Annotated in this window: 22 protein-coding genes and 1 riboswitch; of the genes, 18 read left to right on the forward strand and 4 right to left on the reverse strand. The window is 37.4% G+C overall.

Annotated elements, in window-relative coordinates:
* The first annotated feature begins 34 nt into the window (after positions 1–34).
* The 9 genes from purC (at position 35) to purD (ending at position 10,065) form a co-directional block, all read left to right on the forward strand.
* On the forward strand, positions 35–754 hold the full coding sequence (gene purC / locus KPL75_RS15800; protein ID WP_002113472.1) for a phosphoribosylaminoimidazolesuccinocarboxamide synthase: 720 nt from the start codon (positions 35–37) through the stop codon (positions 752–754).
* A complete protein-coding gene (gene purS / locus KPL75_RS15805; RefSeq protein WP_000278821.1) occupies positions 747–1,001 on the forward strand; it encodes a phosphoribosylformylglycinamidine synthase subunit PurS in 255 nt (84 codons plus the stop codon). Before purC ends, purS begins: the two co-directional genes overlap by 8 nt.
* Positions 998–1,681 (forward strand): phosphoribosylformylglycinamidine synthase subunit PurQ, encoded by a 684-nt coding sequence (gene purQ, locus KPL75_RS15810; protein ID WP_000666771.1) that lies wholly within the window; start codon positions 998–1,000, stop codon positions 1,679–1,681. Before purS ends, purQ begins: the two co-directional genes overlap by 4 nt.
* Complete coding sequence (gene purL, locus KPL75_RS15815; protein WP_219916919.1) at positions 1,665–3,884, forward strand: phosphoribosylformylglycinamidine synthase II; 2,220 nt, start codon at positions 1,665–1,667, stop codon at positions 3,882–3,884. The genes purQ and purL overlap by 17 nt, the downstream gene beginning before the upstream one ends.
* Positions 3,869–5,284, forward strand: coding sequence for an amidophosphoribosyltransferase (purF, locus tag KPL75_RS15820; RefSeq protein ID WP_000879018.1), 1,416 nt, complete (start codon positions 3,869–3,871; stop codon positions 5,282–5,284). Before purL ends, purF begins: the two co-directional genes overlap by 16 nt.
* 103 nt (positions 5,285–5,387) lie before the next feature.
* On the forward strand, positions 5,388–6,428 hold the full coding sequence (gene purM / locus KPL75_RS15825) for a phosphoribosylformylglycinamidine cyclo-ligase (protein WP_219916920.1): 1,041 nt from the start codon (positions 5,388–5,390) through the stop codon (positions 6,426–6,428).
* A complete protein-coding gene (gene purN, locus KPL75_RS15830; protein WP_000088583.1) occupies positions 6,425–7,012 on the forward strand; it encodes a phosphoribosylglycinamide formyltransferase in 588 nt (195 codons plus the stop codon). The genes purM and purN overlap by 4 nt, the downstream gene beginning before the upstream one ends.
* Before the next feature lie 24 nt (positions 7,013–7,036).
* A complete protein-coding gene (gene purH / locus KPL75_RS15835; RefSeq protein ID WP_219916921.1) occupies positions 7,037–8,572 on the forward strand; it encodes a bifunctional phosphoribosylaminoimidazolecarboxamide formyltransferase/IMP cyclohydrolase in 1,536 nt (511 codons plus the stop codon).
* A gap of 221 nt (positions 8,573–8,793) precedes the next feature.
* On the forward strand, positions 8,794–10,065 hold the full coding sequence (gene purD / locus KPL75_RS15840; RefSeq protein ID WP_219916922.1) for a phosphoribosylamine--glycine ligase: 1,272 nt from the start codon (positions 8,794–8,796) through the stop codon (positions 10,063–10,065).
* Between the two features lie 37 nt (positions 10,066–10,102).
* On the opposite strand, the gene KPL75_RS15845 is transcribed toward purD, so the two are convergent.
* From KPL75_RS15845 to KPL75_RS15855, 3 genes are all read right to left on the reverse strand, one after another.
* Positions 10,103–10,267 (reverse strand): type II toxin-antitoxin system antitoxin, encoded by a 165-nt coding sequence (locus KPL75_RS15845; RefSeq protein ID WP_001085171.1) that lies wholly within the window; start codon positions 10,265–10,267, stop codon positions 10,103–10,105.
* Between the two features lie 15 nt (positions 10,268–10,282).
* Entirely contained in the window at positions 10,283–11,128 is an 846-nt protein-coding gene (locus KPL75_RS15850) for an SPFH domain-containing protein (RefSeq protein WP_219916923.1), read from the reverse strand.
* A gap of 228 nt (positions 11,129–11,356) precedes the next feature.
* The gene (locus tag KPL75_RS15855) at positions 11,357–11,740 is read right to left on the reverse strand and encodes a YgaP family membrane protein (protein WP_219916924.1); all 384 of its coding nucleotides are present in this window, start codon (positions 11,738–11,740) and stop codon (positions 11,357–11,359) included.
* Positions 11,741–12,067: 327 nt separating this feature from the next.
* On the opposite strand from KPL75_RS15855, the gene KPL75_RS15860 reads away from it, so the two are divergent.
* The 6 genes from KPL75_RS15860 to pruA all read left to right on the forward strand — a co-directional run bounded on the left by KPL75_RS15860 (position 12,068) and on the right by pruA (position 20,817).
* Entirely contained in the window at positions 12,068–12,757 is a 690-nt protein-coding gene (locus KPL75_RS15860; RefSeq protein ID WP_219916925.1) for a heptaprenylglyceryl phosphate synthase, read from the forward strand.
* A gap of 12 nt (positions 12,758–12,769) precedes the next feature.
* Entirely contained in the window at positions 12,770–15,013 is a 2,244-nt protein-coding gene (pcrA, locus tag KPL75_RS15865; RefSeq protein WP_219916926.1) for a DNA helicase PcrA, read from the forward strand.
* A 15-nt stretch (positions 15,014–15,028) separates the two neighbouring features.
* On the forward strand, positions 15,029–17,038 hold the full coding sequence (ligA, locus tag KPL75_RS15870) for an NAD-dependent DNA ligase LigA (RefSeq protein ID WP_219916927.1): 2,010 nt from the start codon (positions 15,029–15,031) through the stop codon (positions 17,036–17,038).
* A 16-nt stretch (positions 17,039–17,054) separates the two neighbouring features.
* Positions 17,055–18,251, forward strand: a complete 1,197-nt coding sequence (locus KPL75_RS15875; RefSeq protein WP_219916928.1) for a CamS family sex pheromone protein — start codon at positions 17,055–17,057, stop codon at positions 18,249–18,251.
* A gap of 94 nt (positions 18,252–18,345) precedes the next feature.
* Positions 18,346–19,116 (forward strand): TSUP family transporter, encoded by a 771-nt coding sequence (locus KPL75_RS15880; RefSeq protein ID WP_219916929.1) that lies wholly within the window; start codon positions 18,346–18,348, stop codon positions 19,114–19,116.
* A gap of 153 nt (positions 19,117–19,269) precedes the next feature.
* Positions 19,270–20,817 carry an L-glutamate gamma-semialdehyde dehydrogenase gene (pruA, locus tag KPL75_RS15885; protein WP_219916930.1) on the forward strand — a complete coding sequence of 516 codons (1,548 nt, stop codon included), beginning with the start codon at positions 19,270–19,272 and terminating at the stop codon, positions 20,815–20,817.
* Positions 20,818–21,140: 323 nt separating this feature from the next.
* Here pruA and KPL75_RS15890 read toward each other — a convergent pair whose 3' ends face one another.
* Positions 21,141–21,686: a cysteine hydrolase family protein gene (locus tag KPL75_RS15890; RefSeq protein ID WP_219916931.1), complete on the reverse strand. Its 546-nt coding sequence runs from the start codon at positions 21,684–21,686 to the stop codon at positions 21,141–21,143.
* Positions 21,687–21,927: 241 nt separating this feature from the next.
* Positions 21,928–22,033: riboswitch (SAM riboswitch) on the forward strand.
* A 124-nt stretch (positions 22,034–22,157) separates the two neighbouring features.
* Between KPL75_RS15890 and KPL75_RS15895 the strand changes: the two genes are divergently transcribed.
* Genes KPL75_RS15895 through KPL75_RS15905 form a run of 3 tightly spaced genes read left to right on the forward strand, consistent with a single transcriptional unit; the run spans position 22,158 to position 24,708 of the window.
* Entirely contained in the window at positions 22,158–23,177 is a 1,020-nt protein-coding gene (locus KPL75_RS15895) for a methionine ABC transporter ATP-binding protein (RefSeq protein ID WP_219916932.1), read from the forward strand.
* Positions 23,167–23,832: a methionine ABC transporter permease gene (locus KPL75_RS15900; protein ID WP_219916933.1), complete on the forward strand. Its 666-nt coding sequence runs from the start codon at positions 23,167–23,169 to the stop codon at positions 23,830–23,832. Before KPL75_RS15895 ends, KPL75_RS15900 begins: the two co-directional genes overlap by 11 nt.
* Positions 23,833–23,853: 21 nt before the next feature.
* Positions 23,854–24,708: a MetQ/NlpA family ABC transporter substrate-binding protein gene (locus KPL75_RS15905; protein WP_219916934.1), complete on the forward strand. Its 855-nt coding sequence runs from the start codon at positions 23,854–23,856 to the stop codon at positions 24,706–24,708.
* The last annotated feature ends 128 nt before the right edge of the window (positions 24,709–24,836 follow it).

Here is a 24,836-nt window from a genome sequence, read left to right on the forward strand (position 1 = left end):
ATTCACATTTTTCAAACTACAGGGGGCTTGCGAAATGCAAAAGCTAGAATTGCTGTATGAAGGTAAGGCAAAAAGAATTTATCGTACAGAATCAGCAGATATGGTTTGGGTAGAGTACAAAGATAGTGCGACTGCTTTCAATGGGGAGAAAAAAGAGACGATTACAGGAAAAGGTCGTTTGAACAATGAGATTACAACTTTATTGTTCAGAATGTTACAAGAAGTAGGAATAAAAACACATTTTGTTGAGAAGTTATCTGAAACAGAGCAACTTGTAAAAAAAGTGAGTATTATTCCTTTAGAAGTTGTCACAAGAAATGTAATTGCAGGAAGCCTTTCAAAACGATTAGGAATGGAAGAGGGAACTGTACTTGCAGAACCAATCGTAGAATTTTACTTCAAAGATGATGATTTAGGAGATCCGCTTGTAACGGAAGATCATATTCGTGTATTAAACGTTGCGTCACCAGAGCAAGTAAGCGTATTAAGAGATATGGCTCTACAAATCAATCAAGTATTGATTGAGCATTTCGCAAGCTGTCGTGTAAGATTAATAGATTTTAAATTAGAGTTTGGTGTAACGGAAGAAGGAGAAATCATATTAGCGGATGAGATTTCACCAGATACTTGCCGTTTATGGGATGAAACGAGCAATGAAAAGTTTGATAAAGACGTATTCCGTCGCGATCTTGGAAATTTAACAGAAGCTTATGAAGAGATTTTAAAACGTTTAGGGGGAATTTCACATGTATAAAGTTAAGGTATATGTAACGTTAAGAGAAAGCGTATTAGATCCACAAGGAACAGCAGTAAAAGGGGCACTTCATAGTCTTTCGTTCACAGAAGTACAAGACGTTCGAATCGGAAAATATATGGAATTAACAATTGATAAATCAGTATCTGACCTTGACGCAAAGGTAAAAGAAATGTGTGAAAAACTATTAACAAACGTTGTAATGGAAGACTTCCGTTATGAAGTTGAGGAGGTTGTCGCACAGTGAAATTTGCAGTCATAGTATTCCCAGGTTCGAACTGTGATGTCGATATGTTCCATGCAATTAAAGATGAGCTTGGTGAAGAAGTAGATTACGTTTGGCACGATAGAGAGAATTTAGATGAATATGATGCAATTTTACTACCTGGTGGATTCTCTTACGGTGACTATTTACGTTGCGGTGCTATTTCTCGCTTTGCTAACGCAATGAAAGCGGTGCAAAAAGCTGCTGAGCAAGGAAAGCCAATTTTAGGAGTGTGTAATGGATTCCAGATTCTTGTTGAATCAGGATTACTACCAGGAGCATTAATGAGAAACGAAAACTTAAAGTTTATGTGCCGTACGGTTCAGTTACGTGTTGAAAATAATGAAACTATGTTTACATCACAATATGAAAAAGATGAAGTAATCAATATTCCAATTGCACATGGTGAGGGGAATTACTATTGTGATGAAGCAACTCTTAAACAATTAGAAGAGAATAATCAAATCGCATTCCGTTACGTAGAAAATCCGAACGGTAGCGTTTCAGACATTGCTGGTATTGTAAATGAAAAGGGAAATGTACTTGGTATGATGCCACACCCAGAGCGTGCTGTAGATGAATTGCTTGGTGGTGCTGAAGGGTTAAAAGTCTTTCAATCTATCTTAAAACAGTGGAGGGAAACATATGTCGTTAATGCTTGAACCAAATCCAACACAAATTAAAGAAGAGCGCATATATGCGGAAATGGGGCTAACAGACGAAGAGTTTGCCATGGTTGAAAAGATTTTAGGCCGTCTGCCGAATTATACAGAAACAGGATTATTCTCTGTTATGTGGTCTGAACATTGTAGTTATAAAAATTCGAAGCCAGTACTTCGTAAATTCCCAACGACGGGTGAGCGTGTTCTGCAAGGACCTGGAGAAGGTGCTGGAATTGTAGACATCGGTGATAATCAAGCGGTTGTATTTAAAATGGAAAGCCATAACCACCCTTCTGCAATTGAACCATATCAAGGAGCAGCAACAGGCGTTGGCGGTATTATTCGTGATGTATTCTCTATGGGAGCACGTCCGGTAGCTCTATTAAACTCACTTCGCTTCGGTGAATTACAATCACCACGTGTGAAATATTTATTCGAAGAAGTGGTAGCAGGAATTGCAGGATACGGTAACTGCATCGGTATTCCTACTGTTGGCGGCGAAGTACAATTTGATCCATGTTATGAAGGAAATCCACTTGTAAATGCAATGTGCGTAGGTTTAATTAACCATGAAGATATTAAAAAAGGGCAAGCACACGGTGCTGGCAATACAGTAATGTACGTAGGAGCATCAACTGGTCGTGACGGTATTCACGGTGCAACATTCGCATCTGAAGAACTATCTGAAAGCTCAGAAGCAAAACGTCCAGCAGTTCAAGTAGGAGATCCATTTATGGAGAAACTTCTTATCGAAGCATGTTTAGAACTTATCCAGTCTGATGCACTTGTTGGAATTCAAGATATGGGAGCTGCTGGTTTAACGTCATCTTCTGCAGAAATGGCAAGTAAAGCAGGTATGGGTATTGAAATGTACTTAGATGATGTACCACAGCGTGAAACGGGAATGACACCATATGAAATGATGCTATCCGAATCACAAGAGCGTATGTTAATTGTTATAAAAAAAGGTAGAGAGCAAGAAATAGTAGATTTATTTGAGAAGTATGGTCTTGCAGCAGTTACGATGGGGAAAGTAACGGAAGATAAAATGCTTCGTTTATTCCATAAAGGTGAAAAGGTAGCTGAAGTTCCAGCAGATGCTCTTGCAGAAGAAGCACCAATTTATCATAAACCATCAAAAGAAGCAGCATACTTTGCTGAGTTCCAGCAGATGAAAATGGAAACACCAAAAGTAGAAGATTACAAAGAAACGTTATTCGCTTTACTACAACAACCGACGATTGCAAGTAAAGAGTGGGTATATGATCAATATGATTATCAAGTACGCACTAGCACAATCGTTACACCAGGTTCAGATGCAGCAGTTGTACGTGTACGCGGTACAGAAAAAGGATTAGCAATGACGACGGATTGTAACTCTCGCTACATTTATTTAGATCCAGAAGTAGGCGGTAAAATTGCAGTAGCAGAGGCAGCACGTAATATCGTATGTTCTGGCGGAGAACCACTTGCAATTACAGATTGCTTAAACTTTGGTAACCCAGAAAAACCAGAGATTTTCTGGCAAATTGAAAAATCAGTAGACGGTATGAGTGAAGCTTGTCGCACACTACAAACGCCAGTTATCGGCGGGAATGTATCAATGTATAACGAGCGTAGCGGTGAAGCTGTATATCCAACACCAACTGTTGGGATGGTTGGTCTTGTACATGATTTAAAACACGTAACAACACAAGAATTTAAGCAAGCTGGCGATTTAGTTTACGTAATCGGAGAGACGAAAGCTGAGTTTGGTGGAAGTGAATTACAGAAAATGATTCACGGCAAAATTTTCGGCCAATCACCAAGTATCGATCTAGATGTAGAATTAAAACGCCAAAAACAAGTATTAGAAGCAATTCAAGCTGGCCTTGTTCAATCTGCACATGATGTCGCTGAAGGTGGTTTAGCAGTTGCAATTTCTGAAAGTGCAATTGGTGCTAACGGTTTAGGTGCTACTGTGAAATTAGATGGGGAAGCAACGGCGGTATTATTTGCGGAATCACAATCTCGCTTCGTTCTAACTGTAAAACGTGAAAATAAAGAAGCGTTCGAGAAAGTCGTTGAAGCAATTCAAGTTGGAGAAGTAACAAATACAAATGAAGTAACAATTCATAATGAAGAAAATGAAGTATTACTTACAGCAAATGTAGATGAAATGAGAAAGGCTTGGAAAGGGGCAATCCCATGCTTGCTGAAATAAAGGGGTTAAATGAAGAATGTGGCGTTTTCGGAATTTGGGGGCATGAAAATGCAGCACAAGTTTCGTACTACGGATTGCACAGTTTGCAGCACCGTGGGCAAGAGGGCGCAGGCATTGTTGTAAATAATGGGGAAAAAATCATTGGTCACAAGGGGTTAGGTTTAATATCAGAAGTGTTTTCAAGAGGTGAGCTAGAAGGATTAAACGGAAAATCAGCAATTGGACACGTACGATATGCAACAGCGGGTGGAAGTGAAGTTGCTAACGTTCAACCATTATTATTCCGTTTTTCTGATCATAGTATGGCGCTAGCTCATAACGGAAATTTAATTAATGCAAAGATGCTTCGTCGTGAATTAGAGGCAGAGGGAAGTATTTTTCAAACGAGTTCAGATACAGAAGTACTTTTACATCTCATTAAACGTAGTACGAAAGATTCTTTAATTGAAAGTGTAAAAGAGGCTTTAAATAAAGTAAAAGGTGCGTTTGCATATCTTTTACTAACTGGAAATGAAATGATTGTTGCGCTAGATCCGAATGGATTCCGTCCTCTTTCAATTGGAAAGATGGGAGATGCTTACGTTGTAGCATCAGAAACATGTGCTTTCGATGTAGTAGGTGCAACATATATTCGTGATGTAGAACCTGGTGAACTGCTTATCATTAATGACGAAGGAATTCATGTAGATCGTTTTACAAATGAAGTAGACCATGCAATTTGTAGTATGGAATACATTTACTTTGCACGTCCGGATTCTAATATTGCAGGTATTAACGTTCATGCAGCACGTAAAAACATGGGGAAACGTTTAGCAGCGGAAGCTCCTATTGAAGCTGATGTTGTTACTGGTGTACCAGATTCTAGTATTTCAGCTGCGATCGGCTATGCAGAGGCAACAGGCATTCCGTATGAGTTAGGATTAATTAAAAATCGTTACGTTGGACGTACATTTATTCAACCTTCTCAAGAACTGCGCGAGCAAGGGGTAAAGATGAAGCTTTCCGCAGTAAGAGGTGTAGTTGAAGGGAAACGAGTTGTTATGATTGACGACTCTATCGTAAGAGGAACGACAAGTAAACGAATTGTTCGTATGCTTCGTGAGGCTGGAGCGACAGAGGTTCATGTAAGAATTGCTTCACCGCCTCTTAAGTATCCATGTTTCTATGGCATTGATATTCAAACGAGAAAAGAATTAATTGCAGCAAATAATACAGTAGAAGAAATCCGTGAAATAATCGGAGCAGATTCTTTAACATTTTTAAGCGAAGATGGATTAGTAGATGCAATTGGACGTCCATATGAAGGGAAATATGGCGGTCTATGTATGGCTTACTTCAATGGAGACTATCCAACAGCTCTTTATGATTATGAGCAAGAGCTTTTAGAAAGTATGAAATAGGAAAGTGAAAAAAGCTTCTACTTCTTTTGATGTAGAAGCTAGCTTCTTTCTTAAAACGGCCGCCCTGGATGGGGAGAAATTAAAAGACGAGGTGTAAATAACGATGGCGAATGCATATAAGCAAGCAGGAGTAGATATTGAAGCTGGATATGAAGCGGTATCTCGCATGAAAAAACACGTACAAACAACAATGAGAAAAGAAGTACTAGGCGGTTTAGGCGGTTTTGGGGGTATGTTTGATCTATCAAAATTTGCATTAGAAGAACCTGTATTAGTATCTGGAACAGATGGCGTGGGAACGAAATTGATGCTCGCTTTTATGGCAGATAAACATGACACTATTGGTATTGATGCAGTAGCAATGTGTGTAAATGATATTGTTGTCCAAGGGGCAGAGCCGCTTTTCTTCCTTGATTATATTGCTTGTGGTAAAGCTGAACCTAGTAAAATTGAAAACATCGTCAAAGGTATATCAGAGGGCTGTCGCCAAGCTGGTTGTGCATTAATTGGTGGAGAAACAGCTGAAATGCCAGGTATGTATTCTACGGAAGAATACGATTTAGCTGGTTTTACAGTTGGGATTGTTGATAAAAAGAAAATTGTAACGGGTGAAAAGATTGAAGCTGGTCACGTATTAATTGGCTTAGCATCTAGCGGTATTCATAGTAATGGTTACTCTTTAGTACGAAAAGTGTTACTAGAAGATGGAGAACTATCTTTAAATCGCATTTATGGACGCTTAGAGCTACCTCTTGGTGAGGAATTATTAAAACCAACGAAAATTTATGTCAAACCTATTTTAGAACTATTGAAGAAACATGAAGTATACGGTATGGCACATATTACAGGTGGCGGATTCATTGAAAATATTCCACGTATGTTGCCAGAAGGAATCGGTGCTGAAATTGAGCTAGGAGCTTGGGAAATTCAGCCGATCTTCAGTTTACTTCAAGAAGTTGGGAAACTAGAAGAGAAAGAAATGTTCAATATTTTTAACATGGGTATTGGTATGGTAGTAGCGGTGAAGGAAGAAGATGCAAAAGATGTTGTTCGTCTTCTTGAAGAGCAAGGAGAAACAGCGCGTATTATTGGACGTACTGTACAAGGGGCTGGCGTTACTTTCAATGGGGGCACAGCACTATGAGTAGATTAGCAGTTTTTGCTTCTGGAAGTGGATCTAACTTTCAATCTCTCGTTAATGCGGTAGAAGAAAAAAGATTGGATGCAGAAATTAGTTTATTAGTATGTGATAAACCAGAAGCACGTGCTGTTGGACGGGCACATTATCATCATATTCCGTGTTTCGCCTTTTCAGCGAAAGCATATGAGTCAAAAGAAGCATTTGAAAAAGAAATATTAAAGAAGCTAGAAGAGTATGAAATTGATTATGTTATTTTAGCTGGGTATATGCGTTTAATTGGGCCGACTTTACTAGGAGCGTACGGTGGGAAGATTATTAACATTCATCCATCACTATTACCGAGTTTTCCGGGTAAAGATGCTGTCGGTCAAGCGTTAGAAGCAGGTGTGAAAGTAACTGGAGTAACAATTCATTATGTAGATGCAGGTATGGATACAGGTCCAATTATTGCGCAAGAAGCAGTAGTTGTTTCTGAAGGGGATACGAGAGAAAGCTTACAAAAGAAAATTCAACAAGTTGAACATAAATTATACGTAAATACAGTGAATCAAATTGTTCAGTCTGCGAAAGAAACAACTGTTAACTAACATACAACCAGGGGTGAAGGATAAATGAAAAAGCGTGCATTAGTAAGTGTTTCAGATAAAACAGGAGTAGTAGAATTTGTTAAAGGTTTACTTGAACAAGGGATTGAAGTTATTTCAACAGGTGGTACGAAAAAATTATTAGAAGAAAACGGCTTACAAGTAATTGGTATTTCTGAAGTAACTGGTTTCCCGGAAATTATGGATGGCCGTGTAAAAACATTACATCCAAATATTCATGGTGGTCTATTAGCAGTTCGTGATAATGAAACGCATGTAGCGCAAATGAATGAATTAGGTATTCAACCAATTGACTTTGTTGTTGTTAACTTATACCCATTTAAAGAAACAATCGCTAAGCCTGATGTAACATTTGCTGATGCAATTGAAAATATTGATATCGGTGGCCCAACAATGATTCGCTCTGCTGCGAAAAATCATAAATTTGTATCGGTAATTGTAGATCCGGTCGATTATGATGTTGTATTAGCAGAACTGAAAGAGAACGGTGAAGTAACAGAGGAAACGAAACGTAAATTAGCAGCGAAAGTATTCCGTCATACAGCAGCATATGATGCGTTAATTTCTAACTATTTAACAGAGCAAATGGGCGAAGAAAGCCCTGAAACAGTAACAGTGACATTTGAGAAAAAACAAGATTTACGCTATGGCGAAAATCCACATCAAAAAGCGACATTCTATAAAGCGCCATTCGCAGCAACTTCTTCTGTTGCATACGCAGAACAATTACACGGTAAAGAATTATCTTATAACAATATCAACGATGCGGATGCAGCACTTAGCATCGTGAAAGAATTTACAGAACCAGCAGTAGTAGCGGTAAAACATATGAACCCATGTGGTGTTGGAGTAGGAACTGATATTCATGAAGCATATACTCGTGCTTATGAAGCGGATCCAGTATCAATCTTCGGCGGTATTATTGCAGCGAATCGTGAAATTGATAAAGCTACAGCAGAAAAGTTACACGAAATTTTCTTAGAAATTGTTATCGCTCCTTCGTTCTCGCAAGAAGCTTTAGAAGTGTTGCAAAGTAAGAAGAACTTACGCTTACTAACTGTAAATATTGAAAAAGCGACAAGTGCAAGCAAAAAACTAACTTCTGTACAAGGTGGTCTTCTTGTTCAAGAAGAAGATACGTTATCATTAGATGAGGACGCAATTTCAATTCCAACGAAACGTGAACCATCAGAGCAAGAGTGGAAAGATTTAAAACTAGCTTGGAAAGTTGTAAAACATGTGAAATCAAATGCAATTGTTTTAGCGAATGATAACATGACAGTTGGTGTAGGTGCGGGGCAGATGAACCGTGTAGGTTCTGCAAAAATCGCAATTACACAAGCTGGCGAAAAAGCACAAGGTAGCGCACTTGCATCTGATGCTTTCTTCCCAATGCCAGATACAGTAGAAGAAGCAGCAAAAGCTGGTATTACAGCAATTATCCAACCAGGTGGATCAATTCGTGATGAGGATTCTATTAAAGTGGCAGATGAGTATGGGATTACGATGGTGTTCACTGGCGTACGTCATTTCAAACATTAATAGAGGATGTTTAAAAAGTCCGGTCAAGATAACTGTCGCATGTCGTCGTTGCAATGCCAGTGCGGTACTCATGTAGGAAAGCTACACTCCGTGTCCTCCTGGCAAATGCGCCTCGACCTGCTCGGTTCTCTTGATCCTCCTTTTTAAACTTACATTGATATGAAAACAAACTAGGAGCATAGCTTCTAGTTTGTACTTATTTAATTATTGGGGGATGAAATATGAATGTTTTAGTAATTGGCCGCGGTGGGCGTGAGCATGCTTTAGCTTGGAAATTTGCAAAATCTGAAAAGGTAGAAAAGGTGTATGTAGCACCAGGTAATGAAGGTATGCGAGATGTTGCAACACCAGTTGATATTGATGAGAATGATTTCGATGCATTAGTCTTATTTGCAAAAGAGAAGAATGTTGAATTAACTTTCGTTGGACCAGAGATTCCACTTATGAACGGAATTGTGGATCGTTTTAAGGAAGAGGGACTTCGTGTATTTGGTCCTAATAAAGCAGCTGCTGTTATTGAAGGTAGTAAAGCTTTTACGAAAGAATTGATGAAAAAGTATAATATACCAACTGCGGCATATGAAACTTTTACAGACTACGAAGAGGCAGTAAGGTACATTCAAAAAGTTGGTGCACCGATCGTAATTAAGGCGGATGGATTAGCTGCTGGTAAAGGTGTAACAGTAGCAATGACGCTTGAAGAGGCATTACAAGCTGTGAAAGAAATGCTACAAGATGTGAAATTCGGCGAAGCAAGCAAGAAGGTCGTTATTGAAGAGTTTTTAGATGGACAAGAATTTTCATTAATGGCATTTGTAAATGGCACAACTGTATATCCAATGGTAATTGCTCAAGATCATAAACGAGCTTTTGACGGCGATAAAGGTCCTAATACGGGCGGAATGGGTGCATATTCTCCAGTACCACAAATTCCAGAATCAGCAGTTCAAGAAGCGATTGAAACAGTATTACATCCAACTGCTAAAGCGATGATTCAAGAAAATCGTTTGTTTACAGGTATTTTATATGCAGGGCTTATTTTAACAAATGACGGTCCAAAGGTAATTGAATTTAATGCACGCTTTGGCGATCCTGAAACGGAAGTTGTATTACCTCGCTTAGAAAATGATTTAGTTGATGTATGTAACGCTGTATTAGATGAAAGTGAACTAACGTTAGACTGGTCAGAGGAAGCTGTAATTGGTGTTGTACTTGCTTCTAAAGGATATCCAGAAGCGTATAAAAAAGGTGAAATTATTAACGGGTTAGACGCACTGCAAGATGTAATTGTTTTCCACGCAGGGACGGTGATGAAACACGGTGACTTTGTAACAAATGGTGGCCGTGTATTATTTGTTGCTTGCAAGGCAAAAAATTTACAAGAGGCGAAAGATAAAGTATATAAAGAAATTGGTAAAATTGAGAGTGATGGTCTATTTTATCGAAGTGATATAGGGTATCGTGCAATTGGGCATGAGATGACGAGAAGCTAGTGTATAAAAAATCCCGCTGAGAAATCAGCGGGATTTTTTATGCATCTTTATCTTTTTTTAATTTCCCTTTTTGCTTTGCCATTTCTCGAAGCAAATACTCGATGTGTGCATTGACGCTACGAAACTCATCATTCGCCCATTTTTCGATGACTGCGTGTAATTCAGGATCAATACGTAATGGAAAGCTTTTCTTTTTGGCCATAATCACTTACAACCTTTAGTATAGGCTTCCTGTATTAATAACTGGTTGCGCACCTTTATCTGAAACGATGGCAACTAATAAGTTGTTCACCATATTTGCTTTACGCTCGTCATCGAGTTCCAGTACGCCTTCTTCATCTAACATATGGATTGAATCTTTGGCCATCTTCACAGCACCTTCAACAATCTCTTTTCTAGCAGCTAATACGGCTTTTGCTTGTTGACGTTGCAACATTGCATGGGCAATTTCTGTTGCGTAAGCTAAATGTGTTAAACGAGTTTCTAATACTTCTACGCCAGCGATTTCAAGTCGTGCTTCTAATTCACGCTTTAATTCTTCAGAGATTTCTTCAGTATTTCCTCGTAACGTGATGCAAGTTTCATCTTGGAAATTATCATAAGGATATTTTGTAGCAACGTGGCGGATTGCTGTTTCACTTTGAATTTCTACGAATCGATCGTAATGCTCAACACCAAACATTGCTTTTGCGGAATCAACAACTTTATATACGATAACGGCTGCAATTTCAATTGGATTGCCCTCAACATCGTTTACTTTTAATTTCTTACTGTTAAAGTTTTCAACACGTAAAGATACAGTTTGACGAAACGCGAATGGAATTGTTAAAAATAAACCATTTTGACGAATTGTTCCTAAATAACTACCGAAAAACGTAATTACTTTTGCTTGGTTTGGTTGAACAATACCAATACCTGTAGCGAGAACTGCGGCTAAAATAATAGTTAATGCTGCTACTATAAAAACTTCTTGCACAAGGAAAAACACGCCGATAGCGGCTAAAATTAAAATCCCGATAATACCGAGAAAACCATTTACATAAAAAACTTGTTTTTCTTTCATATGATCGCCTCCTGATATAAAAATGATATCACTTTTATATCATTACATGCAAGTGTTTTACACCTAATTTTCTGAAATTTATCGTTTGATATCTTTTATGTACGTTTTAGGGATAAACTCCAAAAGGATAAGAATGTACGTTCTGTTTTGTGGTAAAATAAAGAAGACTTAGCCGCCCACTGCAGCAGCTAAGTCCCTTTGAGAGCATCTTGCATCGTGACAAATGATTCAAAGCGGTTTTGCCAGGATCAATTCTTCAATCGCTGACTCAATCTCTTTGTCAGAAGTGTCGTAACTTCCATCTGACTTTGACTTTGGCTTGTCATGACTGGAAGCTGGATTAACTTCTTCTTTATTATGTCCTTTTTCAGTAAAATTCATGCTTGGTATTTTAAATGCGCCGATACTCATATATTTTCCAAATTTACATACTTCAGCAATAGGACAGAAACGAACAATCCCCTCTGCAATTTTCATTGCACCAATCCATAGTAAAACTTTAGACCAAGTGCACCACGGTTTGCGTACGAGTTTAGCTGTACTACAACCGAAGAGGATAAGTCCGAGTGTAATTCGAATTAGAGCATTGATTGTACCAATGTTTTGCTTCATTAGAAAAACACTCCTTTTTGATGAACTTCGAAATAGAAATACTATTTCATTTGTTAGTATTCCGTATAAGTTTTTTGATATGTAATCCAACATTTGACGTTGAAAAAGATGTTGGATTGGGCGTGTGTGTAGGTAGCTTTTTTTGTTATAATGAAAGAATGCGTAAAAGGAAGTTCAAAAAGTCCAGTAAAGATAGCTATCGCATTTCATCGTTGCATACGCCAGTCCGGGAAAGATATAGCAAGGAATTTAAAAACTCCTGATAAAAATTAACTGTTATTTTGAACAGAAGTATAGATATAACTAGAGAAAAGAAAGGGTGTTTTCATGTACGATATTTCCAAATGGAAACATGTATTTAAGCTTGATCCAAATAAGGAGTTAAGTGACGAACATTTAGAAATGATTTGTGAATCAGGAACGGATGCTGTTATTGTAGGCGGAAGTGATGGAGTTACAATTGATAACGTATTACACATGCTAGTTAGCATTCGTAGATATGCAGTTCCTTGTGTGTTAGAGGTTTCTGATGTGGAAGCAATTACACCAGGATTTGATTTTTATTACATCCCAAGTGTTTTAAATAGCCGAAAAGTAGAATGGGTAACAGGTGTTCATCATGAGGCATTGAAAGAATTTGGGGATATTATGGACTGGGACGAAATTTACATGGAAGGATATTGTGTTTTAAATCCAGAAGCGAAAGTAGCCCAGCTTACAGATGCAAACTGTAATTTAACAGAAGATGACGTTATTGCATATGCACGTTTAGCAGACAAACTATTACATTTACCTATATTCTATTTAGAATATAGCGGGACGTATGGAGATATTGAACTTGTTAAAAATGTAAAAGCAGAATTGAAACAAGCTAAGCTATATTATGGCGGTGGTATTTCTAATGCAGAACAAGCGAAAGAAATGGCACAGTATGCTGATACAGTAGTTGTTGGAAATGTTATTTATGATGATATAAAATTGGCGTTAAAAACAGTTAAAGCAGTAAAAGGAGAGTAGGTGCAGGCGCATATGAGTACGACAGATAGGTTATTAAATGGTTTAAATCCACAGCAACAAAAAGCAGTACAAACAACAAATGGACCACTTCTATTAATGGCAGGCGCAGGTAGTGGGAAAACACGTGTGTTAACACATCGTATTGCGTATTTACTTGGTGAAAAAGGTGTAGCACCATGGAATGCACTAGCTATTACCTTTACAAATAAAGCAGCTCGTGAAATGCGCGAGCGTATTGATACACTTGTCGGACCAGAAGCAGAAGATATTTGGATTTCTACGTTCCACTCTATGTGTGTACGTATTTTACGACGTGATATCGATCGTATTGGTATTAATCGTAACTTTACAATCTTAGATTCAGGCGATCAGTTAACTGTAGTCAAAAAAATTATGAAAGAGCGCAATATTGATCCGAAGAAATTTGAGCCGCGCTCTATTTTAGCCGGTATTAGTAATGCGAAAAATGAACTGTTATCTGCAGATAAATATGCAAAAAAAATTACAATCGCTGACCCATATGAAAAATTAACGAGCGATGTATATACAGAATATCAAAAACGTCTTTTGAAAAATAACTCATTAGACTTTGATGATTTAATTATGACAACGATTCAGCTATTTGAACGTGTTCCAGAAGTACTAGAGTTTTATCAGCGTAAGTTCCAATATATTCACGTTGATGAGTATCAAGATACGAACAAAGCGCAGTACCTTCTTGTTAAACATTTAGCAGCGCGTTTTAAAAATCTTTGCGTTGTAGGTGATTCTGATCAGTCTATTTACCGCTGGCGCGGGGCTGACATTTCTAACATTTTGTCATTCGAAAAAGACTATGAGAATGCGCAAGTTATCCTGTTAGAACAAAATTATCGTTCGTCACAAAATATTTTAAATGCAGCGAATGCTGTTATTGAAAAAAATTCAAACCGTAAACCGAAAAAATTATGGACAGACAATCAAGTTGGAAGCAAAATCTCGTATTACCGTGCTGCAACGGAAAAAGACGAAGCATATTTTGTTGCGAAAAAAATTCGTGACGATATTCAAATGGGAAAACGAAAATATACTGATTTTGCAGTGTTATATCGTACAAATGCTCAGTCTCGTATGGTCGAGGAGATTTTCCTGAAATCTAATATTCCTTACAAAATTGTCGGCGGTACTAAGTTCTACGACCGTAAAGAGATTAAAGATATTTTGGCTTACTTACGTTTAATTGGGAATCCAGATGATGAAATTAGTTTCGCGCGTATTATTAACATGCCGAAGCGCGGAATTGGTGCGACTTCTATCGATAAAATTATTAATTACGGTGTACAAAATGGAATTTCATTAACTGCTGTATTTGATGAGATTGAGCATGTTGGTGTAAGTGCGAAAATTACAAAGGCAGTAAAAGAATTCGCAGGTTTATTACACAACTGGGTAAATATGCAAGAGTATTTATCTGTTACAGAGCTAGTAGAAGAAGTTATTGAAAAAACAGGCTATCGCGACATGCTGAAAAATGAGCGTACTTTAGAAGCAGAAGGTCGTCTAGAGAACTTAGACGAGTTTCTATCTGTTACGCAAACATTCGAATCTCAAAGTGAAGATAAGAGCCTTGTTGCATTCTTAACAGACTTAGCTCTTGTTGCGGATATTGATCGTGTAGATGAAGATCCGACTGCTGGTGAAGAAGTTATTTTAATGACGATGCACTCAGCAAAAGGATTAGAGTTCCCAGTTGTCTTTATTGTTGGCTTAGAGGAGGGGATATTCCCGCATACTCGTTCTCTTATGGAAGAGGATGAAATGCAAGAAGAGCGTCGTCTTGCCTATGTAGGTATTACTCGTGCAGAAGAAGAGCTATACTTATCCAATGCTCAAATGCGTACTTTATTTGGTAGAACAAGTATGAATGCAGCATCTCGATTTATTACAGAAATTCCGGCAGAATTAGTAGAATCATTAAACGAAACAGCACCGAAGCGTGAAACTTCGTTTGGTGCAAAAGGAAGAACGGCAAGTACAAGTAAAGCTACAACTACAACACGTTCTCGTTCAGCTTTCGTGCGTCCGGCTGTTAAGACAACAGGTGGCGAGCAAATTGGCTGGGCAGTAGGCGATAAAGCTTCCCACCAAAAGTGGGGAGTCGGTACAGTTGTAAGTGTAAAAGGTGAAGGCGATTCAAAAGAATTAGACATTGCGTTCCCAAGCCCAATTGGTGTTAAACGTTTATTAGCAAAATTTGCACCTGTGACGAAACAATAGGAAAGGACTGAGGATATGTCAAATGAGATAGCCAAAAAACGTATAGAAGAACTGCGTGATTTGTTAAATACATTTAACTATCAATATCACGTATTAGACAATCCTTCTGTTTCTGATGCGGAATATGACCGTGATATGCAGGAGCTTATGAAATTAGAAGCAGAGAACCCTGAATTTGTAACGGAAGACTCCCCCTCTATTCGAGTTGGGGGAGCTGTACTTGATATATTTGAAAAGGTAATGCATAAATCACCGATGTTAAGTTTAGGTAACGCATTTAATGAAGGAGATTTGCGTGATTTTGACCGAAGAGTACGTCAAGGAATTGATGATGCGAATGTAAGATATATATGCGAATTAAAAATTGACGGACTTGCTGTTTCACTTCATTATGAAAAAGGACGCTTTATTCAAGGTGCAACACGTGGTGATGGTGTAACGGGTGAAGATATTACCCAAAACTTGAAAACGATTAAAGCAATTCCACTTCGATTAAATGAAGAAGTAACGCTAGAAGCGCGAGGCGAGGCTTACATGCCGAAGCGTTCATTCGTTAAATTAAATGAGGCAAAAGAGCAAAATGGTGAAGATGTATTTGCGAACCCACGTAATGCGGCAGCAGGATCGATACGCCAACTTGATCCGAAAATTGCAGCGAAGCGTAACTTATCTATGTTTGTGTATGGTCTTGCTAATGTAGAAGAAAAAACAATTCCATCCCACAGTGAATCACTGGATTTCTTAGGTGAGCTTGGATTTAAGACGAATCCAAATCGTCGTACATGTGAAACAATTGAAGACGTAATAGCCTATGTAGAAGAGTGGCAAGAAAAACGCCCGCATCTTGATTATGAGATTGACGGAATCGTTATAAAAGTAGACGATGTTGCTATTCAAGAAAGCTTAGGAACTACAGCAAAGAGTCCAAGATGGGCAATAGCTTATAAATTCCCAGCTGAAGAAGTTGTGACGAGATTAACAGGGATTGAATTAAGTGTCGGCCGCACAGGGGTTGTAACACCAACTGCGGAGCTCGAGCCAGTTAGAGTGGCTGGTACTATCGTTCGTCGTGCTTCTTTACATAACGAAGATTTAATTCGTGAAAAGGATATTCGAATTGGTGACTACGTTGTTGTGAAAAAGGCTGGAGATATCATTCCTGAAGTTGTTAACGTTATTTTTGATAAGCGTACTGGTGAGGAAGAAGAATATCATATGCCAACGCATTGTCCAGCATGTGAGAGTGAACTTGTTCGTTTAGAAGAAGAAGTAGCACTTCGATGTATAAATCCGACTTGCCCAGCTCAAATTCGTGAAGGATTAATCCATTTCGTTTCAAGAAATGCAATGAATATTGATGGACTTGGAGAACGTGTAATTACACAACTCTTTGATGCGGATTATATTCGTACGTTTGCTGATTTATATTCATTGACGAAAGAGCAATTATTACAATTAGAACGTTTCGGTGAAAAATCAGCAACAAATTTAGTACAAGCGATTGAGAATTCTAAGGAAAACTCATTAGAGCGATTATTATTCGGTCTTGGTATTCGCCACGTCGGTGCGAAAGCCGCACGTACATTTGCTGAGCATTTCGAAACGATGGATGAGCTTGTGAAAGCAACGGAAGAAGAACTAAAAACAATTAACGAAATTGGTGGAAAAATGGCTCAATCCGTTGTAACGTATTTCGATAATGAAGATGTATTAGAGCTATTACAACAATTTAAAGAGTATGGCGTGAACATGGCATACAAAGGTATAAAAATTGCTGATTTACAAAATGTTGAATCGTACTTCGCAGGAAAAACTGTCGTCTTAACAGGGAAATTAGAAGTTATGGGCCGCAGTGAAGCGAAGAAGAAGATTGAGGCATTAGGTGGAAAAGTAACAGGAAGTGTTAGTAAAAGTACGGATTTAGTTGTTGCTGGTGAAGCTGCTGGTTCGAAATTAGCGCAAGCAGAGAAGCACAATGTTGAAGTTTGGAATGAAGAGAGGTTCTTACAAGAGCTGAATAAGTAAGAGGTGCAAACTTACGATGAAAAAAATAGCGTTAGCGGTATTAAGTCTTAGCCTACTTGTAAGTGGGTGTAGCATGGGTTCCAACAAAGATGAAAAAACAGTTGAGAAATCGGGGAAAGCGAAAGAACAAGCGGTTATCCCGAAATATTCCATTTCGGATGAATATTATAAGACAACGGTTCCATTTGATCCAGGTGAGGCACGTGGTTTAGTTGTACAAGGTTTAAACAGTCGTCTAGATATAGATGAGTTTGAAACTGGATTAATGCGCATTGCGAAAGAATCATTTAGCACGAAAGATTATTTCTTTAAAGGCGGAAATGTTCTAGATGCTCAAAATATACAAATGCTTGTAAAAAGAAAGCGTACAGATGCTGAACAAAAAGAGCTAGAGGACAAGTTGAAAAAAGATGCAGTTAAATTTCCGAATATAGGGTTGAATCCAGCCTTAAGTGAAGGATCAGAATCGCTAGAAGTAAAGAATAAAAAAAATCCAATGTATATCTCAAATATTTTAGAGCATGATTACTACGTACAAAAAGGTGAGAACAATGCTGAACGTGGTGGCATTGTAGTTGGATTAGCGATGAATTCTGTTCAATATTATGAGGAAGAGCATGGTTATCCGCGTGAGGCTGCAATTCCAGATGAAAAAATGTTAGCTGAAGGGAAAAGGATGGCACAAGAAATCTTGAAAGTAATGCAGCAAAAAAAGCCTGAAATAAAAAATATTCCGGTTACATTTGCAATTTATCGTCAAGGTCCAAAGTCTTCGCTTGTTCCAGGGAATTTTGTTTCTTATGCTAAGGTAGAAAAAGGTAGTGAAACGGTTGAGGACTGGAAACCAATCAATGAGAAATATTACTTGTTCCCGTCTGAACAAGCAAAAGCAGATAATAAGCGTCAAGATCTTGCAGGAGTGGCAAACTTTAAAGTGAAATTAAGCGAGTATTTCCAAGGTGATTATACAGCTGTTATCGGTACTGGAATGTATAAAGACGATGAATTAAAAGAAATGAAACTTGATATTCCTGTCCAGTTTAATGGGAAAGCGGAAATAATTGGTTTTACGCAATATGTAGCGGGGCTTGTTATGGAATACTTCCCGAATTATATGAAAGTACAAGTAACGATTAAATCTGTAGAAGGTCCAGAAGCTATTATTATACGTGAAGCGAAGCAAGATGAGCCGTTTGTGAAAATTTTAGATTAAATATGAGAGCTGTTCCTTTATGGAACAGCTTTTTTTCTTGAGGAATTTTGTTATAATTTAAAATGTTATAAATAAAGGGGTAAGGGGAAAAGTTATGGATGAACTAAGCTTTCAAGTCATTATTTTATTAATTGCATTTGGATTTTTAGCGGCTTTCATTGACTCGGTTGTTGGAGGGGGAGGGTTAATTTCGCTTCCTGCACTTATGTTTGTTGGCTTATCACCAGCTTCGGCAATCGCAACGAATAAATTAGCTGCAACAATGGGGACGTTTACGAGTGCAATTTATTTTATTCGATCCGGAAAGGTTGATTTTAAAATTGTAGGAAAGTTAATCCCGTTAACTATTATTGGAGCGATCGCAGGTGCTTTAGTAGTAAAGTTTATTCCGCCTGATATTTTGCGGCCACTAGTGCTCGTAATGTTGGTTTTTATTGCCATTTATATTATTGCGAAAAAAGATTGGGGAAGTGCATCTACCTATAAAAAGATGACAAAAGGAAAAACATTAATGTTTTTCTTTGTTATTTTAATGATAGGGTTTTATGATGGTTTTTTTGGACCAGGGACAGGATCCTTTTTAATTTTTGCATTTTTATTAATTGGTTTGGATTTTATTCAAGCGGCAGCATCTGGAAAACTTTTGAACTTCGTTAGTAATATCGTATCTTTAATTACTTTTTTATTTTTAGATGTGATTCATTTTGAATACGGTATAATTATGGGATTATCAATGATTTTAGGTGCTTATTTTGGATCGAAGTTTGCGGTTCAAAAAGGTGTTGGATATGTAAGGACTTTATTTTTATTAGTTACTATTTTATTAATCGGGAAAAATGTTTTGGAATATACTCATATTTTGTAGATTCATACGTATGTATGAATCTCTTTTTTTTATTATATTTTAAAAATTTATTAATTTTTAAAATATAAGTCTAGGAATATTTGAATAAATCTAAATTATCGTGTAGAATAATGTTGTAAAATGTAAACGTTTTTCTAAGGGGAGGCTAAAAAGATGGTAGTAGCATACAAACATGAGCCATTTACAGATTTTTCAGTAGAGGCTAACAAATTAGCGTTTGAAGAGGGTTTAAAGAAAGTAGAATCTTATCTTGGACAAGACTATCCATTAATTATCGGGGGAGAAAAAATCACTACAGAAGACAAAATTGTTTCTGTAAACCCTGCAAATAAAGAGGAACTTGTTGGTCGCGTTTCAAAAGCAAGCCGTGAATTAGCTGAAAAAGCAATGCAAGTAGCGGATGAAACATTCCAAACTTGGAGAAAGTCAAAACCAGAAATGCGTGCAGACATTTTATTCCGTGCTGCAGCAATCGTTCGTCGTAGAAAACATGAGTTCTCTGCTATTCTTGTAAAAGAAGCAGGTAAACCATGGAATGAGGCAGATGCTGATACAGCAGAAGCAATCGATTTTATGGAATATTATGCTCGTCAAATGTTAAAATTAAAAGACGGTATGCCAGTAGAAAGCCGTCCAATTGAATATAATCGTTTCTCTTACATTCCATTAGGAGTAGGTGTTATCATTTCTCCTTGGAACTTCCCATTCGCAATTATGGCAGGTATGACAACAGCTGCTGTAGTTTCTGGTAACACAGTATTACTAAAACCAGCTAGTACAACTCCTGTAGTAGCAGCGAAATTTATGGAAGTATTAGAAGAAGCTGGTTTACCAGCTGGCGTAGTAAACTTCGTTCCAGGTAATGGTTCTGAAGTTGGTGACTACTTAGTAGATCACCCTCGTACACGTTTCGTTAGCTTCACTGGATCTCGCGATGTAGGTATTCGTATTTATGAGCGTGCAGCAAAAGTAAACCCAGGACAAATTTGGTTAAAACGTGTTATCGCTGAAATGGGCGGTAAAGATACAATCGTTGTTGATAAAGAAGCAGATCTTGAGTTAGCAGCTAAATCTATCGTTGCATCAGCATTCGGATTCTCAGGACAAAAATGTTCTGCATGTTCTCGTGCAGTAATCCATGAAGATGTATATGATCACGTATTAAATCGTGCTGTTGAATTAACAAAAGAATTAACAGTAGGTAACCCAGATGCAAAAGATATCAACATGGGACCTGTTAATGACCAAGCTGCATTCGATAAAGTAATGAGCTATGTTGCAATTGGTAAAGAAGAAGGTAAAATCGTATCAGGTGGCGAAGGAGACGATTCTAAAGGCTGGTTCATCCAACCAACAATCGTTGCTGACGTTGCAGAAGATGCTCGTTTAATGAAAGAAGAAATCTTCGGACCGGTAGTAGCATTCTGTAAAGCAAAAGACTTCGATCATGCACTTGCAATTGCAAACAATACAGAATACGGTTTAACGGGAGCAGTTGTTACTAACAACCGTGACCATATTGAAAAAGCACGTGAAGACTTCCACGTAGGTAACTTATACTTCAACCGTGGATGTACTGGTGCAATCGTAGGTTACCAACCATTCGGTGGCTTTAACATGTCTGGTACAGACTCTAAAGCTGGTGGCCCTGATTACTTAGCACTTCACATGCAAGCAAAAACTACTTCTGAAACTTTATAAGAAATAGTAGAAGAGATCTTCACAGTCTGTGAAGATCTCTTCTTTTTGAGAAACTCTCTATAATAGAAGCTAGTTAATTTGAACTGGTAAATATTTACCGAATATTTACCAAACATTACCATGTGTTATTTAAAACTAACTAAACCCTATTAATATCGGGATAAACATGAAAATAGAAACAAAACAACGAGAAAAATTGACTTATTAGTCATATTTTTTAGTATTTATTTTGAGGATTTCCTGTATAATACAATTTGAAAGAAAATCTATGGTTAGACAAAAAAACACTCCTTTCGGTTTTGCTCACTGAAAGGAGTGTTTTTTTAGGTCGCTAAAAATTCTTCTGTGCTCATTATATTTGCGTATACTCCATTTAAACTCGCCAAAATTGTATTATGAATATAAACAGCTGGTATAGTAGCATTCTTAAATGAAAGATCCTTTGTAGCACAAGCATCATGTATAACGGTACAATGAAAGCCAAAATCAAAAGCAGCCCTTACCGTAGCATCAATACACATATGAGTCATCATCCCGCATATGACGATGTGTTCAATGTCTAAACGTTGTAATTGTTCTAAAAGATTAGTTTCTCGGAAGCTATTTGGATAATGTTTGAGTATAACAGTTTCTTCTCTAAGCGGACGGACATTCTCGTGAATATGGACACCTTCTGTATTGGGTAGGAAAAAAGTAGCGCTATCTTTTATAGCTACATGCTGGATATGAAAAATAGGTTCGTTTCTAATTCTAAAATGTTGTAGTAGCTGACTAGCATATTCACTTGCTTCTACTGGATTACGTAATTCCATCTTTCCATTTGGAAAATAATCATTTTGGATATCAACGAGTAATAGAGCTGTTTTCATATATTCACCTTCCTCTGATTTCATATTCAAATAATAGTATTCAATTCATAGAAAAAATACTCCTTTTAAAAAATATGAGGGAGAAGAATTTTACATAACTTTAAAGATTACTATTTTATTATGAATTTTTATTTGAAAATTTTAATAAAGAAATAATTAATATTTTTCTAAAAAATGTATTGACTCTCACTATTCTGAGTTCTATAATGAGAATTAATTAAATAACAATTAAATCGATACACTCTTATCCAGAGAGGTGGAGGGACTGGCCCTACGATACCTCAGCAACGGGTTTTTTAATACCGTGCTAATTCCAGCAAGCCTAAAACAGGCTTGGAAGATGAGAAGATGTGAACGAGTACATATTAGTGCTCTCCTTCTTATCTTTTATTACTGATAAGAAGGGGAGCACTTTTTATTTTACCTCGAAAGCTCTACTTCAAGTTTTTACAGCATATAGGAGGGAAGAAAATGATTTCTTTTAACAACGTAAGTAAAGTATATGAATCAGGCGGACAATCCGTTCATGCCGTGGAGGATGTAACGTTGTCAGTTGAAAAAGGCGAAATTTTTGGCATTATTGGATTTAGTGGTGCTGGAAAGAGTACGTTATTACGTCTAGTAAACATGTTAGAAAGGCCAACTGCGGGAACGATTTCAATAGATGATAGAGATATTACATCATTAACAACAAAAGAATTAAGAAAGCTAAGACAAAGAATTGGAATGATTTTTCAAAGCTTTAATTTATTTAATTCAAGAACTGTATTTGGAAATATTGCGTATCCATTAAAGTTAGCGAAATTGCCAAAGGATGAAATAAAAGAAAGAGTGAATGAATTACTAAAATTTGTTGGCCTAGAAGATAAAGCGAACTATTATCCAGAACAGTTATCAGGCGGACAAAAGCAACGCGTTGGGATTGCAAGGGCGCTTGCGACATCACCGGACATTCTCATATGTGATGAGGCAACATCAGCTTTAGATCCGGAAACAACAACAGAGATTTTAAATTTATTAAAGAAAGTAAATAGAGAGTACAATTTAACGATTCTTCTTATTACACATGAAATGCACGTTGTGAAAGAAATTTGTCACCGTGTAGCCGTTATGGAAAAAGGAAAAGTAATTGAAGAAGGAAAACTGTTTGACGTTTTCACTCAACCAAAAACAAAGACAACTCAAAATTTTGTACGCTCTGTTATTAATGATCACTTACCAGAAAGCGTGCTAGCGAAAATTCAAAACGGAGGTCAGATTTATCGCTTAACGTTTACTGGTGAGGAGACAGGACAGCCTGTACTATCATATATTGCGAAAAATTATAACGTTGATGTAAATGTTCTTTACGGAAATATTATTGAACTTCAAAATGTTTTATTTGGAAATCTTCTAGTAGAACTACAAGGTGAACAAAGAGAGATTCAAAAAGCACTACAACATCTAAGATTGCAAGTGCAGCTTAGGGAGGTGGAAGCTCATGCGAGTTGATTGGAGTATATTTTGGCCTCGCATATTAGATGCGACGGGGGATACCCTCTTAATGGTAATTGTAACCCTTATATTCGCTACAATTCTTGGTATACCTCTAGGTTTACTATTATATGTGACGCGGAAAGGGAACTTTTTAGAAAATAAATGGGTCTTTTCTATTCTTAATATCATAATTAATACAATTCGTCCGGTTCCATTCATTATCTTTTTAGTAGCTTTAAGTCCAATAACAAGAAGTGTTATCGGAACTACAATCGGAACGGCAGCAGCAATCTTTCCAATGACGTTAGTCGCCTCAATTGGTATTGCTAGAATGGTTGAAACAAACCTTGTTTCTGTTCCGAAAGGGGTAATTGAAGCAGCACAAGCAATGGGCGCTTCACCATTTAGAATTGTTTTTGAAATCCTCGTGCCAGAAGCTTTAGCGCCATTAATCTTAGGTGTCACGTTTATGACAGTTGGTTTAATTGAATTTTCTGCAGTTGCTGGGCTTGTCGGTGGTGGCGGTCTTGGTGACTTAGCGATGACATATGGTTATCAACGCTTTGATACATCAGTTATGTTTGTAACGGTCGTTTTACTTATTATTCTTGTACAGGTAGCTCAAAATTTAGGAAACTACTTTGCGAAAGTCTTTTTACGCAGATCATAAAAAGGAAGAGGGGAAAAGAAAATGAAGAAAATTTTAGCATTTGCATTATCAGCGATTGTAGGAATTACAGCCTTAAGCGGCTGCTCAGGTGGAGACACAGGTGCAGGTGCGAAAGAGAAAGTAGTTCGCGTCGGTGTAACTGGAACAGATGGAGACGCTTGGGAAATTTTAAAGAAAAAAGCTGAAAAAGAAGGGATTAAAATTAAACTGGTTGAGTTCTCTGATTACACAACGCCAAATAAAGCGTTAGCTGATGGAGATATTGAACTAAACTCATTTCAGCATATTGCTTTCTTAGAGCAATTTAAGAAGGAGCATAAGTTAGATATTACAGCTGTTGGTACAACACAAATTGCACCGATGGGCTTATACTCTGAAAAATATAAGAAAGCAAATGAAATCCCAGATGGTTCAGAAATTGCTATTCCGAATGATCCAACGAACCAAGCGCGCGCATTAAAACTTCTGGATGCAGCAGGGTTATTGAAACTTAAAAAAGATTTTGGTCTATTTGGAGATCCAAGTGGTATCGCTGAAAATCCGAAGAAGTTAAAAATTACACCGGTTATCGCACAGCAAACACCTCGTGTATTAAAAGATGTAGCAGCTTCAGTTATTAATAACGGTGTTGCTGGTCAAGCTGGATTAGATCCAGCGAAGGATCCTATTTTCTTAGAAGACCCAAAGAATGAAAATGCAAAGGCCTATATTAATATTTTCGCAGCTCGTACGAAAGATAAAAATGATCCAACACTGAACAAAGTAATTGAATTATACCATTCGAAAGAAGTAACAGATGCAATTAAGAAAGAAACAAATGGTGGTTCAATTTCAGTAGATCTTTCACTTGATGAGCTTGAAAAAATCGTAAAATAATTATTGGGTTTAACGACTAACAGTAGGAACCCCTCCGCTGTTAGCTCGTTCAACATATAATCTACTTAACAAACAAAACCCTAATTCTGTACCTTCCAATTTTGTATAACATAGAATCCAATGTTTGT

The organism is Bacillus sp. NP247, from assembly GCF_018966865.1.
Taxonomy (GTDB): domain Bacteria; phylum Bacillota; class Bacilli; order Bacillales; family Bacillaceae_G; genus Bacillus_A.